This window comes from Cupriavidus sp. HPC(L), from assembly GCF_000307735.3.
GTDB lineage: Bacteria > Pseudomonadota > Gammaproteobacteria > Burkholderiales > Burkholderiaceae > Cupriavidus.
On the sequence record NZ_AMPR02000190.1, the window covers coordinates 1 to 17,600 of the forward strand.

Below are 17,600 nucleotides of genomic sequence, written 5' to 3' on the forward strand. Positions count from 1 at the left end.
AAAGCGGCGCGAGCAGCGTGCCCGCCAGCGCGGCGATCTGGTCGGCGACAAGCTGCCGCTGGTCAGCGCCGACAAGCTGACGCTGGACGGCCTGCGTTTCGCCCTGGCCGCGCAGTCGCTGCAGGTCGCGCAGATCGGCCTGAGCCACCCGCAATTTGCCGCGGTGCGCGACCATCGCGGCGAGCTGGTCGAGGCCTCGCGCATCTGGGTGGCGCAGTCGCGCGCCGCCAGCGCGAACCGCGCGCAGCCCGCGCCGAAGACGAGCACCCCCGCGGCACCCGCCAAACCGTGGCAGGTCGAAGTCGGCAGCCTCGCGATCGACGGCGGCAAGTTGCGCCTGACCGACTACCAGCCGGCCGCGGCCAACGGCAATCGCCCCGTGGTCCATCAGTTGCGCGGTATCGACGTCAAGACCGGCGCCGTTCGCTGGCCGCTGCCTGCCACGCCGATCGCGCTGAAGGCCAAGGTCGAGTCTGGCCGCCGCGGCGTGCTGTCGCTGGACGGCACCGTGCAGCCCACGCTGCCGGCGCTGCAGATGCGCGTCGATGCGAAGCAGCTGGACCTGACGCCATTCCAGCCTTATCTCGCCGATCGCTTCAACGCGGCGCTGCGCGCCGGCAATGCCACCGTCAACGGCAATCTCGCGGTGGCCGTGCCGAGCGGCAAGCCGGTGGCCGCGACCTTCGCCGGCACCGCGCAGCTGAGCAATGTGCGTACGGTCGACCGCGTCAACGGCGAGGACTTTATCCGCTGGCGCTCGCTGGGACTCAGTGGCATCGACTTCCGCATGGACGACAGCAAGGGCCCGTTGCGGCTGGCGCTGGGCCAGATCGCGCTGAACGACTTCTATGCGCGCGTGATCCTGAACGCGAACGGCCGGCTGAATCTGCAGGACGTGGTCTCCGGCGGCGCCCAGCAGGGCCAGCCGGCGCCGACCACCAGCCTGACGCAGGCCAGCACCGCACCGGCACCGGCCAGCGCGCCGCAGGCCCAGTCCGCCTCGGCCACTGTTGCTGCCAGCGCCTCCGCGCCGGCCGCGCCTTCGACCAAGGGCACCGCGGCCGGTCCGCAGATCCGCATCGGCGGCGTCAAGATCGACAAGGGCAACATCAACTTCTCGGACTTCTTCGTCAAGCCGAACTACACCGCCAACCTGACCGGCATGCACGGCTCGATCTCGAAGGTGTCGACCGGCGATCCGGCACCGGCCGATCTGGTGCTCGAAGGCCGGCTCGACGACGATGCGCCCGTGACGATCGGCGGCAAGCTGAACCCGCTCGGCGAGCAGCTCTACCTCGATATCGCCGCGAAGGCTGCCGGCGTCGAGCTGACGCGCCTGACGCCGTACGCCACCAAGTACGCCGGCTATCCGATCACCAAGGGCAAGATGACGGTCGACGTCGCCTACAAGATCGAGAACGGCCAACTGAACGCCAGCAACCATCTGTTCCTGGACCAGCTGACGTTCGGCGACAAGGTCGACAGCCCGACCGCGACCAAGCTGCCGGTGCTGCTGGCGGTCTCGCTGCTGAAGGACCGCAATGGCGTGATCGACGTCAACCTGCCGGTATCGGGTTCGTTGTCGGACCCCGAGTTCAGCATCGGCGGCGTGATCATGCGCGTGATCGTCAACCTGCTGACCAAGGCCATCACCTCGCCGTTCTCGCTGATCGCCTCGGCCTTCGGCGGCGGCGACGAACTCGGCTATGTCGAGTTCGCACCCGGTTCGGCGAATCTGACCGACGCCGGGCGCAGGAAGGTCGAGACGCTGGGCAAGGCGCTGAACGATCGGCCGGGCCTGCGGCTGGAGATCACCGGCCGCATCGATCCGGCCACCGACGCTGCCGGCGCGCGCCGCGCCTGGCTCGACGAGCAGGTGGCCGAGCAGAAGGTGCGCGAACTGCGGCAATCGGCGCGCGAGCAGCGCGCGGCCGATGACGAGGACGGCGAGCAGGGCGCCAAGGTCACCGTCAGCCCGCAGGAGTACCCGAAGTACCTGGAAGCGGTCTACCGCCGCTCGTCGATCAAGAAGCCGCGCAACCTGATCGGCATGGCCAAGTCGCTGCCAACCGCGGAGATGGAAGCGCTGCTGCTGCAGAACGCGCCGGTCACCGACTCGGGCCTGCGGCAGCTGGCCGAGCGGCGTGCGCTGACGGTCAAGCAGGCGCTCGAGCGCGAGGGCAAGGTGCCCGAAGCGCGCCTGTTCCTGACCGCGCCGAAGCTCGATACCGACGGCATCAGGGACAAGGGCTCGCCGAATCGCGTGGACTTCACGATCCGGCAGTAGTGGCGCCGGCGCGCCGGTGCACCAGCCGCACGTCGCGAATCACCATGCGATCGCGCGGCAGCGCCGGCAGCCGGCCGAAGTCCAGCGTCAGGTCCTGCTCCGGCACCGTATAGCGCAGCCCGCGCAGCAGGAACAGGACCGCCTGCTTCATCAGCGCGACGGTGATGCCCTCGCCGGGACAGCGATGATGATCGGCGGCCTGCGCGCCGCCCTGAGGGATGAAGTTGAACGGCGTCGGCGCGCGGGCCAGGAAGCGCTCCGGCGCGAACGTCTCCGGGTCGTCCCAGCTCCGGGGATCGCGGTTGGTGCCATACAGGTCCAGCATTGCGCGCCGGCCGCGCGCAAAGCGATAGCCCTTCCATTCGAAATCGTCCCGCACCCGCGCCACCACCGCCGGAAAGAACGGATACCAGCGGCGCACCTCCTGCACGAAGGCATCGAGATAGGCCGGATCGCCCTGCTGCAGGCGCTCGCGGCATGCCGGATACAGGTGCAGCGCGTGCGCGACGAACACGATGAAGACCGAGACGGCCACGGTCGGCCGCAGCAGGTTCGCCAGTTCCACGGCGGCGATGCGCGGCGGCAGCAGCTGGCCGTCTGCATCGTGGTGCCACGCCACCGTATGCATCGGCGTGTGCTCGAGAATCTCGAACTGACCGGCCCGTGCCTGGTCGATCAGCCGCGACAGCCAGGCCTCGACCCGGTCGCGCGCGCGCCGCGAGCGGAAATGGCCAAGGCCCGGCGCGGCGGCCTGGTCGAACAGCGCGGTCAGCTGCCGGCAGCGCGGCTCGACCTCATGCTCGCGCAACGGCACGCTGGCCCAACTGCAGACAGCCCGGGTCAGCAGCGGATGCAGCGCGTCGTATAGCGCCACTGGCTGGCCATCGGACCACGACCGCGCGGACAGCAGCCATTGCTGCGCGACCGCGTCGCACAACGAGGCAATGCGCTCGGGCGCGGTCGCATGCATGAACAACGCTTTGCGCATCCGGTGCGCGTCGCCGTCGAGCGTCTGCACGCCGCCCTTGCCGAACAGCGTCGCGCGCACCGGCTCGGGCGCCGCCCCGCCACGCTGGAAACGCTGCGAATCGTAGAACAGTGCGGCCGCCTCGGGCCCGGTCATGCACAGCGTGCGGCGCAGCAGCACGCGGGTTTCGAAGACGTCGGATTGCAGCGCGCGGCAGCGTTTGGCGATGAAGCGATAGGGGTCGGCCAGCATGGCCAGGCTATGGTCCCCGGGTGCGTCGCGTGGAATGGCGGGCATCGGCGGTGCTCGGATCGGAAGCGGGATCGCCAATCCGCTGCAACCTGCATGCCAGCGCAACGCCCTGTGCGCCAAGTGAAGCGCAGCGGCATTCGACCGCGCGGCGCGCGGGAGCATCATCGTGGCGCCGCAGCAAAAACGCGTATGATTCGCTCCGGATTGAATAAAGGAGTGTGTTTTGCAGCAGGAAGCCGTCGCTTACAAGACCTGGGTGTGCCTGATTTGCGGTTGGGTCTATGACGAGGAGCAGGGCTGGCCGGACGACGGCATCGCGCCCGGCACGCGCTGGGAAGAGATTCCCGAGGATTGGCGCTGCCCGGAATGCGATGTGGCGAAAGCCGACTTCGCGATGATCGAGATCTGACGCACGGCGTCGGCGCGCGACGCGAGCGTTCCCTTCGCGTTTGGAGTGATGCGCCGCGGGAAACCTTGCTAGCCGTGGTGCAGGCGGTTTTGCTGGACCCCATGCGAGCCGGCGTGCGGCCGGTTGCGCGGCGTCGGCATGGCGCGCCGCCGCATCCGCCGGCAATGGCGCCAGCGCATCCGCGCGGGCCGCATGCTGCGCCACAGCGCGCGTCCGACCGTCAGCATGAGCGCCGCAGCTAGCAGGGCGGCGATCCAGAACAGCGACATGTCAGCCTCCCCGCCGGTCGCGATGCAGATCGCACCGGCAAGTGCCGAGCCGGCTGGGAACCGGCTCGGAGCCCGTGGCCAGCTGATCCCTTCAGATCAGCAGCGGGATCGCCTCGAGAACGGCCAGGCCGAGCAGCGCGCCGGCGATTGCGCCGAGCGTGCGGCAACTGATCTGCAGTGGCCGCGCTGCAACGGGCACCATGCCCATCACGATAATCCCAACCAGCGCCATCGGAATCAGGAACACGAGGTCGTGCATGTCCAGGGTCGGCATGGCGGTCTCCTTTCCTCTCTCTCTGTGGGGAATGCTGTTATGCCTGCAGTATAGGCAGCGGGGCGCACTATCCAAGGGCTTTGCCGCTCGGGGTTGACCCGAGGCATGCGTACCGCCGCGCCGATCGCCGCCGCGTGTCCTATGCTGTGCAAATGAACGAGACCCGGTCTCGTCACAGCGTACGGAGGTGGCAATGGAACTTCACATGCATTCGCACCACTATGTGCGCCGCGTGCCTGACTGGAGCGCGGCCGCCGTGTCCGGCCTGGCTGCCGGCGCGTTGCTGCTGGTGCTCGAGCTGTTCTGGTCGACGATGATCGCGGACACCAACCCGTGGCCCACCACGCGGATGATCGCCGCCATCGTCATGGGGCCCGACGTGCTGCAGAGCGGCATGTTCAGCCTGGCGACGGTCACGGCCGCACTGGTGATCCACTTCGTGCTGGGCGCCGTGCTCGGCATGATCCTGGCGGCGATCATGGCACCGTTCCAGCTCGATTCCAGCCTCGGCATGGCGCTGCTGGTCGGCGCGGTGTTCGGCCTGGTGATCTACCTGATCAACTTCTATGGCATGACGCGCTTCTTCCCGTGGTTTGCGGATGCCCGCGGCTGGCACACGCTGTTTGGCAACATCGTGTTCGGCATGTGCGCGGCAGCGGCGTACTGGAAGCTGGAAAGCAAGGACGTCACGCACTGAGCCGCGACGGCCAATGCGCGGCGGTCGGCGGTTCGCCCCCGGCCGCCGTTTTTCATGGGCACGCCGGCGCCGGTGCGTCGCCCATGCATCGAGGGCGCATGGCTTGTGCGATGCGGCACGGCCCGCGCGCCGCCTCGCCTTGAATCGGGCTGATCGGATGCACTAGTCTTATCCTACCTGCGTGACTTGGGCAGCCCTCGTGCCGGCGGCACAGAAGGAGGGGTCGATATGGCGCTCGCCATCGCACTCGTGGTCATGGTTGTCGCTTCGGTGCTCTTCCACTTCCTGAGCCCGTGGTGGGCGACGCCGCTCGCGTCCAACTGGAAGCAGATGGACGACACGCTGACCATCACGATCGTCATCACCGGCGCCTTCTTCATCGGCATCAACCTGTTCGTCGGCTACATGGTCTGGCGTTATCGCCATCGCGACGGCAGCCGTGCCGCCTACCAGCCGGTCAATCACAAGCTCGAACTCTGGCTGATCGGCGGCACCACGCTGGGCATCATGGCGCTGCTGGCGCCGGGCCTGTTCGTCTATGCGGACTATGTGCGCCCGCCGCGCGATGCGATGCTGGTCGAGGTGGTCGGGCAGCAATGGTCGTGGGGCTTTCGCTTCCCGGGCGCGGGCGGGCAGTTCGGCACCACCGATCCGCGCTTTGTCGGACCGGGCAATCCGCTGGGGCTGAACCCCGACGATCCGAACGGGCAGGACGACATCATCGTCGCCGGCCCCGAACTGCATCTGCCGCTGGGGCGGCCCGTCAAGATCCTGGCGCGCTCCAAGGACGTGCTGCACGATTTCTATGTGCCGGAGTTCCGCGCCCGCATGAACATGGTGCCCGGCATGGTGACCTCGTTCTGGTTCACCCCGACGCGCGCCGGCACCTTCGACGTGCTGTGCGCGCAGCTGTGCGGCGTCGGCCATCACAACATGCGCGGCAAGGTGGTCGTCGACGAGCCCGCGGCCTTCACCGCCTGGCTGCAGAAGCAGCAGACCTTCGTCGCGATGCGCGCCGGCCAGCCGGCCGCCGCGGCGACGGTGCCGGCGCAGCCGATCGGCACACGTGGGCCCGGGCCCGCTGCCGCCGATCTCGCCGAACAGGGCAGGACGCTGGCGCAGAGCAAGGGCTGCGTCGCGTGCCACAGCACCGATGGCTCGCCGAGCGTCGGGCCGACCTGGAAGGGCCTGTACGGGCATACGACGACCTTCACCGACGGCAGCAGCGCCAAGGTCGACGACGACTATCTGCGTACCGAGATTCGCGAGCCGCAGCAGCGCGTGGTCAAGGGCTTCGCGCCGATCATGCCGAAGATGCCGCTCACCGAGGACGAGGTCAACGCGCTGATCGCCTATATCCGGTCCACCGCGGGCGCGCCGCGCGAGGCGGCGGGCAAATAGGCAAGGACGGCACAACCGCACGCAACCGCACGCAACCGCAGCGCAACGAGTACAAGGGGCAGCGCCGCGTCCGCAGACGGACGCGGCCCGCCACGACAGGTCACCGACCGCAGGAGAGATCACCATGGCCTACGCCGACGATGCCGTCCACCACGGGCCCACCAGCTTCTGGACGCGTTATGTCTGGAGCCAGGACCACAAGGTGATTGCGGTGCAGTACACGATCGTCGCCATCGTCGTGGGGCTGGTCGGCGTCGTGCTGTCGAACCTGATGCGGATGCAGCTGGGCTTTCCCGGCCGCTTCGATTTCATCGACGCGAACGCGTACTACCAGTACGTGACCATGCACGGCATGATCATGGTGATCTATCTGCTGACCGCGCTGTTTCTCGGCGGCTTCGGCAACTACCTGATCCCGCTGATGGTCGGCGCGCGCGACATGGTGTTCCCGTTCCTGAACATGCTGAGCTTCTGGGTCTACCTGCTGTCGGTGATCGTGCTGCTGGCCAGCTTCTTCGTGCCGGGCGGGCCGACCGGCGCGGGCTGGACGCTGTATCCGCCCCAGGCGATCCTGCCCGGCACGCCCGGCTACGACTGGGGCATCATCCTGATGCTGGTGTCGCTGCTGATCTTCATCGTCGCCGCCACGATGGGCGGCCTGAACTACGTGACCACGGTGCTGCAGGCGCGCACCGAGGGCATGACGCTGATGCGGATGCCGCTGGCCGTCTGGGGCATCTTCATGGCCACGATCCTCGCGCTGCTGGCGTTCCCCGCGCTGTTCGTCTCCGGCGTGATGATGCTGCTCGACAAGACCATCGGCACCAGCTTCTTCATGCCGTCGATGGTGTCGATGGGCCAGCAGCTGGACTACAAGGGCGGCAGTCCGCTGCTGTTCCAGCACCTGTTCTGGTTCTTCGGCCATCCCGAGGTCTATATCGTCGCGCTGCCGGCGTTCGGCATCGTGTCGGACCTGATCAGCGTGCATGCGCGCAAGAGCATCTTCGGCTATCGCACGATGGTGTGGGCGATCCTGGCGATCGGCGTGCTGTCGGTGGTGGTGTGGGCCCACCATATGTTCGTCAGCGGCATGAACCCGTATTTCGGCTTCTTCTTCGCGACCACCACGCTGATCATCGCGATTCCGACCGCGATCAAAGTCTACAACTGGGTGCTGACGTTGTGGCGCGGCGACATCCACTTCTCGGTGCCCATGCTGTTCGCGATCGGCTTCATCAGCACCTTCCTGATCGGCGGGCTGACCGGACTGTTCCTCGGCAACGTCAGCGTCGATATCCCGCTGTCGAATACCTATTTCGTCGTCGCGCACTTCCACATGGTGATGGGCGTGTCGCCGATCCTCGTCGTGTTCGGCGGCCTCTATCACTGGTACCCGAAGGTGACCGGGCGAATGCTGAACGACACGCTGGGCCGCGTGCACTTCTGGGTCACCTTCGTCGGTACCTACGCGATCTTCTTCCCGATGCATTACCTTGGCATCCTCGGCATGCCCCGCCGCTATTACGCCTTCGAGAACTACGCGTTCATCCCCGAGTCGGCGCATGTACTGAACGCCTATATCTCGGTGGCGGCTTTTGTGGTGGCCGCGGCGCAGTTGCTGTTTGTCTGGAACCTGATCTGGAGCGCGCGCCGCGGCGAGCCGGCCGGCGCCAATCCGTGGCGCGCTGCCTCGCTCGAATGGCAGACGCCGCAGACGCCGCCGGAACACGGCAACTGGGGACCGCATCTGCCCGTGGTGTATCGCTGGGCCTATGCCTACAGCGTGCCCGGCGCGCGCGAGGACTTCATCGCGCAGAACGCGCCGCCGGAGGCCGGCGGCGCCGAACCCGAACCGCACGCCAGCCAGGGAGCCGTCGCATGAATACCGGAGCACTGTACCGAGTCTCGCGCGGCGACGACGGCCCGGCCCCGCGCGGCGGCGACGCAATGCGTCAGCACGCGTCCGGCGCGACGCCCGCCAGTGTCGCGCTGTGGGTCTTCATGGGCGTGATCACCTCGCTGTTCTCGCTGTTCGTCGTCGCGTTCGGCCTGCGCATGGACTCGGCGGACTGGCATCGGATCGCGTTACCGTGGCAGGTGTGGCTGTCGACGGCGCTGCTGGTCTTCGGCAGCGTGGCGATGTGGCGGGCCGCCCGTGCGGCGCGGGCCGGCGAGCAGCCGAACGCGCGGCGCGCACTGATGCTGGGCGGCATCGGCGCGCTCGGCTTCGTCGCCAGCCAGTTGTGGGCATGGCAGGCGCTGGGCGCCGCCGAGATCCTGCCGGCCAACAATCCGGCCGGCAGCTTCTTCTACATGCTGACCGGGATGCATGGCCTGCATATGGTCGGCGGCCTGGTGGCGTGGATTGCCGCCTGGCAGGGCATTCGCGCGGGTGCGCGAGCCGGGGCGGCGCTGCGCGTGCGGCTGCTGGCGCGCTACTGGCACTTCATGCTGGCGGTATGGCTGGTGCTGCTGGCCGCGCTCGGCTGGCTGACCCCGGAAATCGTGCGCTACATCTGCGGCACCGCCTGATTGCGTAACAAGCCCGCGTAACAAGTACGCGCAGCAAGTACGCGCAACAAGTAAGCGCAGCAAGTAAGCGCAACAAGCGGCCAGGCAAGCGAAGGAGGCGATATGGCGACCCAACTGCATCCCGGCGATCGCGTCACCGATTCCGTGGCGCACACCGCCTCGCATACCGCGGCCTCCGCGCACGGCGGCTGGCGCGGCATGCTGGCCGACTGGGGTTCGGACCGGCACGCCTTCCAGGTGTCGTGGGGCAAGGCCATGATGTGGATCTTCCTGTTGTCCGACACCTTCGTCTTCAGTTGCTTCCTGATCAGCTACATGACGGTGCGGATGACGACCACGGTGCCGTGGCCCAATCCCAGCGAGGTCTTCGCGCTGACGATCGGCGGCGAATCGATTCCGCTGATCCTGATCGCGATCATGACCTTCGTGCTGATCACCAGCAGCGGCACCATGGCGATGGCCGTCAACTTCGCCTACCGGCGCGACCGGGCACGCTGCGCGATGCTGATGTTCGGCACCGCCGCGCTGGGCGCCACCTTCGTCGGCATGCAGGCGTTCGAATGGACCAAGCTGATCGAGGAGGGCGTGCGTCCGTGGGGCAACCCGATGGGCGCGGCGCAGTTCGGTTCGTCGTTCTTCATGATCACCGGCTTCCACGGCCTGCACGTGTCGTGCGGCGTCATCTACCTGCTGGTCGTCGCCACGCGCGTGCTGCGCGGGCGCTACGAGCGCACCGGCAACTACCAGATCGTCGAAATCGCCGGCCTGTACTGGCACTTCGTCGACCTGGTCTGGGTGTTCATCTTCGCTTTCTTCTACCTGTGGTGAGGTCCGCCATGTCCGAGCCCATGCTGCACGATTCCCCGATGCCGCCGCACGGCGGCGCGCCCGCGGCCGACCAGGGGCACGGCGCCACCGGCCAGGCCCATCCGATCGGCCTCTACCTGAAGATCTGGGGACTGCTGTTCGTGCTGTCCGCGATGTCGTACGCGGTCGACTACTTCCACGTGCAGGGCGCGCTGCGCTGGACGCTGATCCTGATCTTCATGGTCGCCAAGGCCGGCCTGATCGTCGCCGTGTTCATGCACATGGCGTGGGAGCGCCTGGCGCTGGTCTACGCGATCCTGCTGCCGCCGCTGTGCCTGCTGGTGCTGGTGTGGCTGATGGCGGTCGAGGCCGACTACACGTTCGTGATGCGGGGCGAGTTCTTCCGATAGCCCTTCCGATAGCCCTGCCGATAGCCCTGCCGATAGCGGCCCGGCGTGCCTGGGTTGCCGCCGGCGCGCTTACACGGTTTCCGTCTCGCCCGCCGGCTTCAACGCATCCCCCGCCGGCTTCAACGCATCCTCCGCCGGCGTCCCCATGCTGGTATCCGGCGCCTGGCCGACCACTTCACAGGCGGGTGGCGCGGCTGGCAGTATCTGGCTGGCGCGCCAGTTGCCGAAGCGGTAGTACGCGGCCGCCAGCGCGATCGACACCACCGAGCCAAGCGGAAAGCTCCACCACACCGCGTCAGCGCCCATCGTGCGGCCGAGCCACCAGGCGAACGGCAGGCGCACCACCCACATCGACACGAACAGCACCGCCAGCGGCGCCATCACCGCGCCGGTAGCGCGGACCGTGCCGAACAGCACGATGGTGAAGCCGAACAGGATGAACGACCACAGCACGATCGCATTGATGTGCTGGGCGATCTCGATCGCGCCGCCGTCGTCCGGCAGGAACAGGCCCAGCGAATGCCGGTTGAACAGATAGACCAGCCCCACCAGCGCCCCCGTCATCGTCAGATTGAACGCCAGTCCCATGCCCGTGATGCGGGAGACGCGGTCCCAGCGGCCGGCGCCGACGTTCTGCGCGACCATCGACGAGACGCTGGCGCCCACGGCCAGCGCAGGCATCTGCACGTAGGTCCATAGCTGCGAGGCGACGCCATACGCGGCCGCGGTCTGCGAGCCATACTGGTTGACCAGCGCCATCATCACGAGCGCGGACGACGAGATCACGACCATCTGCAGGCCCATCGGCAGTCCCTTGGCCACCAGCGCGCGCAGGATGCCGAGGTCGGGGCGCAGATAGCGCAACTGGCCCCGATGCAGCGTCAGGAAATGCTTGCGGCGATAGAGCAGCCACATCATTGCCGCCAGGCTGACCAGCTGCGCGATCAGCGTCGCCAGCGCGGAGCCGGCGATGTCCATGCGCGGGATCGGGCCGAGGCCGAAAATCAGCAGCGGGTTCAGCGCGACATCCAGCACCACCGACAACAGCATGAAATAGAACGGCGTGCGCGAGTCGCCGGCCCCACGCAGCGTCATCATCACGAAGTTGTAGAAGTACATGAAGGGCAGCGCCAGGAAGATGATCCGCAGATAGCGGATCGCCAGCGGCCGCGCATCGGCAGGCGTGCCCATCGCGCCGAGGATGTCCGGCGTGAACAGATAGCCCAGCGCCGCGGCGATGACCGACAGCAACACGAAGAACGTCGTGCTGGTGCCCACCACGCGCCGGGCCTCGTCGAGGTCGCGCGCGCCGACCGCCTGGCCGATCATGATGGTGTTGGCCATGCTGATGCCGAACACCACGCCGAGCAGGAAGAACAGCACGATGTTGGCGTTCGACGTTGCCGTCAGCGCCGCCTCGCCGAGATAGTGGCCGACCCAGATCGAATTGATCGAGGCGTTCAGCGATTGCAGGATGTTGCTGCCGAGCACCGGCAGCGAGAACAGCAGCAGGGTGCGGCCGATCGGGCCGGTCACGAGTCTGGCGTCGGGCTTCATTGTTGTTGGTGGTAGCCGAAGGGGACGGAGCGCAGGGCGAGTTCGTATAGTATTCCGGCTGGACCGAAACCGTAGTCGGCAAGAGACCGACATTGGCCGACCCCCTCCGACATCCCGCCCTCCCATGACCCAGCGCATCAGCTCGGCAAGCGCCGCCCCCGCATGGCTCAAGGCTGCGCCCGCGCTGTTCCTGCTGCTGTGGTCCAGCGGCTTCGTCTTCCTGAAGCTGGGTCTCGCCTACGCCGATCCGCTGACCTTCCTGGCGCTGCGCTACGCCTGCGTGGTGGCACTGCTGATCCTGCCGTGGCTTTGGGTGCGGCCGACTCTGCCGTCCGCGCCCGCGGCATGGGGACATCTGGCGATGGTCGGCCTGCTGATGCAGGCCGGCTATTTCTCGTTCACCTATCTGAGCCTGAAATACGGGCTGTCTTCGGGCACGGTGGCGCTGATTACCTCGCAGCAGCCGATTCTCGTCGGCCTGCTCGCGCCTGCCATTGCAGGCGAACGCGTCGGCCGGATCCGCTGGATCGGCCTGCTGCTTGGAGCAAGCGGCGCCGCGATGGTGATTCTCGCCACCTCGTCGATCGACCTGTCCTCGCGGCTGGCGCTGGTGTTCGCCTTGCTGGCCTTGCTGGTGATGACCGCCGGCACGCTATGGGAAAAGCGCTTCGGCCGGGACACCCATCCGCTGACCGCCAATCTGGTGCAGTACACCGTTGCCCTGGCCGTGACCGCGCCGCTGGCGTGGTGGCTCGAACCGATGCAGGTGCAATGGACGCCGGGGCTGTTCGGCTCGCTGGCCTATCTGGTGCTCGCCAATTCGATCGTCGCGATGACGCTGCTGCTGGCGATGGTCCGCCACGGCGAGGCCTCGCGAGTGTCGGCGCTGTTCTTTCTGGTGCCGCCCATGACCGCACTGATCGCCTGGGCCGTGCTCCGCGAAACGATTCCGCTGGCCGCGTGGCCCGGCATGGCGATCGCGGCGGCGGGGCTGTATCTGGTGATGCGCAGACCGGCCTAGCCACTCACCCATCCGCATGGAGGACGGCTTGTCCAACGGATCGATTCGTACCATTCTTCCGCTGGCCACCATCACGGCGGCCAGCATGCTGACGATGGACCTGTACCTGCCCGCCGTGCCGGCGATGCAGCGCGACCTCGGCATCACGGTGGCGCAAGGGCAGTTGACCATCGCGATCTTCCTGCTGGGCCTGGCCGCCTCGCAATTGGTCTGGGGCGAGATGCTGCACCGGATCGGCCCGCGGCGCTGCGTGCAGACGGGACTGCTGGTCCTGATCCTGACCAGCTTCGGTTGTGCGCTGGCGCCCGATCTGACGATGCTGCTCGGCTTGCGCCTGGTCCAGGGCATCGCCGCGGGGGCCGCGACGGTGGTCGTGCCGACCGTCGTTCGCGCGACGCTCCCCGAACAGGACGGCGTGCGCGGCATCGCCGCGATCGCGATGATCGAGGCGATCGTGCCCGCTGCCGGGCCGGTCCTCGGCACGGCGCTGCTGCTGATCGCCGATTGGCGCACGACCTTCGCCATCATCGGCGTCATCGCGCTGGTGACCGCTCCGTTCGCACTGCGGGCTACGCCCCTGGCGCTGCCGGGAACGGAGGAGGAGGCGGGACGAGTCGGCTATCGCGCGCTGCTGCGCAATTGGCATTTCGTCGGACTGGCGCTGGCCCATTCGCTGTCGTTCGGCGCGTTGATCGCCTTCGTCGCCAGCGCGCCGCAAGTCCTTCCGGCGATCGCCGGCACCGGCCAGAGCGGCTTTGCGCTGGCTCAGGTCTGCGGCGTGGCAGGGTTCATCGTCGCGGCCAGCCAGGCCGGCCGGATCAGCAGCCGGCTGGGCCCGCGCCATGCGATCCAGCTGGGCGCGCTGCTGCACGGGCTGCTTTGCACCGCGCTGTGTATCGCATGGTGGAGCGCAAGCCTGTCGTTCCCGTTGGTGCTGGGCTTCTGGGCCGCCTTCTGCGCCGTGCTCGGGGTGCGTGGCCCGACCGCATTCAGCGAGGCGCTGGCCGTCCCGCAGGCGCAGCTCGGCCGTGCCTCCGCCGTGATGGTGCTGGCGCTGCTGGCAGCCGGTGCCGTCGCGACGCAGGCAACGGCGCCGTTCCTGCCGACCGGCCAGCTTGGCGCCGTCGCGTTGACCATGACGGTGCTCAGCTGGGCCAGCTATGCGCTGGTGGCGCGCTATCCGGTGAAGCAGGCATCGGTTCGCCAGACCGCCGGCTAGAGGACGAGGTCGGCGTCAGCGGGGCGGGGCGACGCGCGGGCGCTGCAGCGCGACCACGCTCCAGTGCACGTCGGCGCGCCCTTGCGCGTCGTCGCGCCGGGCGCAGTGGCATTGGACCAGTCCATGGTCACGTCCCAGCGCAATGGTTTCATCGGCGGACACCTCGAACATGCGGCGCCCCGCCGGCACCGGCCCGTGCCGCAGCGACAGGATGGCGATGCCGCCTGGCGCAAGGAGCGCCGCCAACGCGGCCATGCCTTCGGCGCGCTCGGCTTCATCCAGATGCATCCATACCGCGCTGAGCAGAATCAGGTCATGGCGGCCGCCCTCGGCGCGCAGGATCCGCAGCGCCGGCAGCGAGTCGTCGACCCAGCGGATCGACAGCCCGGCGTGCAGGCGCTCGCCCTCCTTGCGCAGCGCGTCGGTGGGCTCGACCGCGACCACGCGATAGCCCCGCCGTGCCAGCGCGGCGGCATCGCGCCCCGATCCCGCGCCGATATCGACGACGTTGGCTGGCACTGCCGGCAGCAGATGCAGCACGTCGTGATGGACCTGTTCGAATTGCAGGCGCTCGTACCGCTGCGCCAGCTCGCCGGCCTCCTCTTCGTAGCCGGCGCTTCCCGGCACGGCATTGGCCATCTCGTCCCCTTGTTGTCGAAGGCGTCGCGTTCGCGGCGACACCACGGCGAACGATACCAAATCAGAACGAGGGAGGGCCGGCATCGAGGCGGACCGGCCCCCCAGCGATCACGCGGATCGGAAGGTCATGCTGCCGGCACCTCGATCCCCAGCGCGACGCCGTCGCGGCCCGGATCGGCGCCGCCTTCCAGCCGCCCGTCGACGATCCGCACCGCATGCACCCAGCCGATCGTGTAGTTGTACGGGTTGCGGATCACCTGATAGCCGTCCTGCTCCAGCTGGCGGGCGACGTAGCGCGGGATGCGGTTGCAGACGTCGATCGCATTGCTGGTCGACGAGAAGCGCGGCGCGGACACGGCGGCCTGCATCGGCATGTCGAAGTCGACCACATTGACGATGCTCTGCAGCACGCCCATCGCGATCTGCGTGCCGCCCGGCGCGCCCAGCACGATCTCGGGCTTGTCGTCCTTGAAGACGATGGTCGGGCACGACGAGGTGAAGCGGCGCTTGCCGGGCGCGATGCTGCCCGCGCGTCCCGGGCGCGGGTCGAATACACCCATGCAGCCGTTGTACATGAAGCCCAGGCCCGGCGTGATCACCCCCGACGGCATCGCCAGCGAGTGTGTCAGAGACACGCAATTGCCCTCGCCGTCGACGACCGACAGATGCGTGGTGTCGCGCGGCACCGCATGGCCCGGATTGACGCGCGGCACTTCGGCGCGCTGGCCATCGCGGATGCGCTGGGCGACCTCGCGGGCGTAGTCGGGCGACAGCAGCCGGTCCAGCGGCACGTCGACAAAGGCCGGATCGCCGATGAAGCGGTCCTTGTCGATGGTCGCCTGCTTCATCGCCTCGCAGACCACGCGGATGTAGTCGGGGCTGTTGTGCCGCAGTGCGCGCAGATCGAACTGCTCGAGGATGGCGAGCATCTGCAGCAGCATCGCGCCGCCGCCGGGCGGCCGATTGGTGGTGACGCGGCGGCCGCGGTAGCCGCCGACCAGCGGCGCGGTACGTACGGCCTGGTAGCCGACCAGGTCCTCGCGGGACAGCAGCGCGCCGTGTTCGCGCATGTCGGCGACGATCTGCTCCGCGATCTCGCCCAGATAGAACGCATCGACGCCGCCGGACGCGATCCGCTCCAGCGTATCGGCGTAGTCGCGATTCTTCAGCGGGGTGCCGATGGTATGCGGCGATCCGTCGGGCCGGCAATACAGTTGGCGGCCGCTTTCGCTGAAGGCCAGGCGCTCCCGGTTGCTGGCGCGACCCAGCGTCGCCTCGTCGATCCAGAACGCGTACATGCCGGGGCGGACGAAGTAGCCGTCGCGCGCCCACTGGATCGCCGGCTGCACCACCTCTTTCCACGGCAGCCTGCCGTGGCTGCGATGCAGCGCCTCGAGGCCGCGCAGCGTGCCCGGCGTCGCGATCGACTGATAGCCGATGTCGTTCAGCCGGTCCTTGATGAAGAAGCCGAAGCCGTCGCGCGCTTCGCCTTCCAGCAGATCGGCCCACATGTCGGGGCGCGCCGCCGCCGGCGCGGTCGCATGAAAGTCGATGTACTCGTGCGCGCCGCTGCCGGGCATATAGACGGCAGCGGTGCCGAAACCCGCGATGCCGCACATCAGCGGATCGACGACGGTTTGCGCCAGCGCGCAGGCGACCGCGGCGTCGGCCGCATTGCCGCCGGCGCGCAGGATCTCAATGCCGGACTCGGCCGCCTCCGGCTGCGGGCAGGACACCATTCCACTTCGGGTCATTGCTTGTCTCGATAGGTTTGCGCCGGGATGCGCCGGCGGCCATGCCGATGGCGCATCCCGGCGCGGGATTGCGTGGATGACGGGAGGGGCGAGGCTTACTTCGCGCTCAGGTCCAGGTCGCCGATCGCGCCCTGCCACTTGGCGGTGTCGCGCACGGTCAGTTCCATCAGCTGGTCCGACGGGCCCGGCATCGGCAGCACCTGCATCGACTTGAGCTTGTCGACCACGGCCGGCTCGGCCAGGAAGGTCTGCGTCGCGGCGTGCAGCCGCGCGATGACGTTGGCCGGCGTGCCAGCCTTCGCCGCGATGCCGCTCCAGCCGATGTTCTCGAAGCCCTTCAGGCCCAGCTCGGCGGCGGTCGGCACATCCGGCAGCTCGGGCACGCGTTTGGACGCGAACAGCATCAGCGGCGTCAGCTTGCCGGCCTTGATCTGCGGCAGCGCGGTGCTCAGCACCGGCGCCATCACCTGCGTCGCGCCGGACACAGTCGACACCACGCCATCCGGCTCGCCGCGATACGGCACGTGCAGCAGCTTGATGCCCTGCTGCTTCTGCATCAGCTCGACCACCAGATGGGTTGAGTTGCCGTTGCCCGATGAGGCGAAGCTGATGCTGCCGGGCTTGGCCTTGGCGGCATCGACCAGCTCGCGATAGTTGCGCAGGCCCGATTGCGGATTGGCGACCAGCACGAAGGGCACGGTGGCCAGCATCGACACCGGCGCGAAATCGGATTCGGGCTTGTAGGCCAGCGGCGCATAGACGAACTTGTTCAGCACCATCTGCGAGACGCCTGCCAGGAACAGCGTGCAGCCGTCGGCCGGCTGGCTCAACACGTACTTGGCGGCGATGATGCCGCCCGCGCCGGCGCGGTTCTCGACCACGATCGGCGTCTGCAGCGTCTTGCCGACGCGTTCGGCCCACATGCGGGCCAGCGTGTCCGTGCTGCCACCGGCCTGCTGCGAAACGACCAGCCGGATCGGGCGCGACGACGCGCCAGGCTCACCGCAACCGTAGCTCGGTGCGGCTACGCCGAAGGCGAGCGCCAGGGGAACAGCGAAGTGGAAGAAGGCAGTTTTTCTCATAGATGGTGGCAGTATCCAGGTCC

The 17,600-nt window shown here is 68.1% G+C and carries 17 protein-coding genes; 10 read left to right on the top strand and 7 right to left on the bottom strand.

The features are described from left to right. Positions 1 to 2,287, top strand: a 2,287-nt coding sequence (locus B551_RS12305; protein ID WP_023264190.1) for a DUF748 domain-containing protein, incomplete at its 5' end; no start/stop codon positions are given. Here the strand turns inward: B551_RS12305 and B551_RS12310 are convergent. After that, entirely contained in the window at positions 2,271 to 3,551 is a 1,281-nt protein-coding gene (locus tag B551_RS12310; RefSeq protein WP_023264191.1) for a cytochrome P450, read from the bottom strand. The genes B551_RS12305 and B551_RS12310 overlap by 17 nt on opposite strands. Positions 3,552 to 3,729: 178 nt before the next feature. On the opposite strand from B551_RS12310, the gene B551_RS12315 reads away from it, so the two are divergent. Then, on the top strand, positions 3,730 to 3,915 hold the full coding sequence (locus tag B551_RS12315; RefSeq protein ID WP_023264193.1) for a rubredoxin: 186 nt from the start codon (positions 3,730 to 3,732) through the stop codon (positions 3,913 to 3,915). A 68-nt stretch (positions 3,916 to 3,983) separates the two neighbouring features. Here B551_RS12315 and B551_RS12320 read toward each other — a convergent pair whose 3' ends face one another. Further along, on the bottom strand, positions 3,984 to 4,184 hold the full coding sequence (locus B551_RS12320) for a hypothetical protein (RefSeq protein WP_006578698.1): 201 nt from the start codon (positions 4,182 to 4,184) through the stop codon (positions 3,984 to 3,986). Between the two features lie 91 nt (positions 4,185 to 4,275). Continuing rightward, positions 4,276 to 4,458: a hypothetical protein gene (locus B551_RS12325; RefSeq protein WP_006578697.1), complete on the bottom strand. Its 183-nt coding sequence runs from the start codon at positions 4,456 to 4,458 to the stop codon at positions 4,276 to 4,278. A gap of 193 nt (positions 4,459 to 4,651) precedes the next feature. On the opposite strand from B551_RS12325, the gene B551_RS12330 reads away from it, so the two are divergent. The 6 genes from B551_RS12330 (at position 4,652) to B551_RS12355 (ending at position 10,305) form a co-directional block, all read left to right on the top strand. Then, the gene (locus tag B551_RS12330; protein WP_006578696.1) at positions 4,652 to 5,155 is read left to right on the top strand and encodes a hypothetical protein; all 504 of its coding nucleotides are present in this window, start codon (positions 4,652 to 4,654) and stop codon (positions 5,153 to 5,155) included. Between the two features lie 228 nt (positions 5,156 to 5,383). Then, a complete protein-coding gene (locus B551_RS12335) occupies positions 5,384 to 6,556 on the top strand; it encodes a c-type cytochrome (RefSeq protein ID WP_006578695.1) in 1,173 nt (390 codons plus the stop codon). Between the two features lie 124 nt (positions 6,557 to 6,680). After that, complete coding sequence (gene ctaD, locus B551_RS12340; protein ID WP_006578694.1) at positions 6,681 to 8,438, top strand: cytochrome c oxidase subunit I; 1,758 nt, start codon at positions 6,681 to 6,683, stop codon at positions 8,436 to 8,438. Next, positions 8,435 to 9,088 (top strand): cytochrome c oxidase subunit 3, encoded by a 654-nt coding sequence (locus tag B551_RS12345; RefSeq protein ID WP_006578693.1) that lies wholly within the window; start codon positions 8,435 to 8,437, stop codon positions 9,086 to 9,088. The genes ctaD and B551_RS12345 overlap by 4 nt, the downstream gene beginning before the upstream one ends. Positions 9,089 to 9,190: 102 nt before the next feature. Then, a complete protein-coding gene (locus tag B551_RS12350) occupies positions 9,191 to 9,916 on the top strand; it encodes a heme-copper oxidase subunit III family protein (protein ID WP_006578692.1) in 726 nt (241 codons plus the stop codon). Positions 9,917 to 9,954: 38 nt separating this feature from the next. Next, a complete protein-coding gene (locus B551_RS12355) occupies positions 9,955 to 10,305 on the top strand; it encodes a cytochrome C oxidase subunit IV family protein (protein WP_052511350.1) in 351 nt (116 codons plus the stop codon). Positions 10,306 to 10,374: 69 nt separating this feature from the next. Here B551_RS12355 and B551_RS12360 read toward each other — a convergent pair whose 3' ends face one another. Continuing rightward, on the bottom strand, positions 10,375 to 11,862 hold the full coding sequence (locus B551_RS12360; RefSeq protein ID WP_006578690.1) for an MATE family efflux transporter: 1,488 nt from the start codon (positions 11,860 to 11,862) through the stop codon (positions 10,375 to 10,377). Positions 11,863 to 11,986: 124 nt separating this feature from the next. Between B551_RS12360 and B551_RS12365 the strand changes: the two genes are divergently transcribed. Further along, positions 11,987 to 12,883, top strand: coding sequence for a DMT family transporter (locus tag B551_RS12365; protein WP_006578689.1), 897 nt, complete (start codon positions 11,987 to 11,989; stop codon positions 12,881 to 12,883). A 28-nt stretch (positions 12,884 to 12,911) separates the two neighbouring features. Next, positions 12,912 to 14,102, top strand: a complete 1,191-nt coding sequence (locus tag B551_RS12370; RefSeq protein WP_052511351.1) for an MFS transporter — start codon at positions 12,912 to 12,914, stop codon at positions 14,100 to 14,102. A gap of 15 nt (positions 14,103 to 14,117) precedes the next feature. On the opposite strand, the gene B551_RS12375 is transcribed toward B551_RS12370, so the two are convergent. The 3 genes from B551_RS12375 to B551_RS12385 all read right to left on the bottom strand — a co-directional run bounded on the left by B551_RS12375 (position 14,118) and on the right by B551_RS12385 (position 17,577). Then, positions 14,118 to 14,741 carry a bifunctional 2-polyprenyl-6-hydroxyphenol methylase/3-demethylubiquinol 3-O-methyltransferase UbiG gene (locus tag B551_RS12375; RefSeq protein ID WP_006578687.1) on the bottom strand — a complete coding sequence of 208 codons (624 nt, stop codon included), beginning with the start codon at positions 14,739 to 14,741 and terminating at the stop codon, positions 14,118 to 14,120. Positions 14,742 to 14,866: 125 nt separating this feature from the next. Further along, positions 14,867 to 16,495, bottom strand: a complete 1,629-nt coding sequence (gene ggt / locus B551_RS12380) for a gamma-glutamyltransferase (RefSeq protein ID WP_023264194.1) — start codon at positions 16,493 to 16,495, stop codon at positions 14,867 to 14,869. A gap of 95 nt (positions 16,496 to 16,590) precedes the next feature. Then, positions 16,591 to 17,577 (bottom strand): tripartite tricarboxylate transporter substrate binding protein, encoded by a 987-nt coding sequence (locus B551_RS12385; protein WP_023264195.1) that lies wholly within the window; start codon positions 17,575 to 17,577, stop codon positions 16,591 to 16,593. Between the last annotated feature and the right edge of the window lie 23 nt (positions 17,578 to 17,600).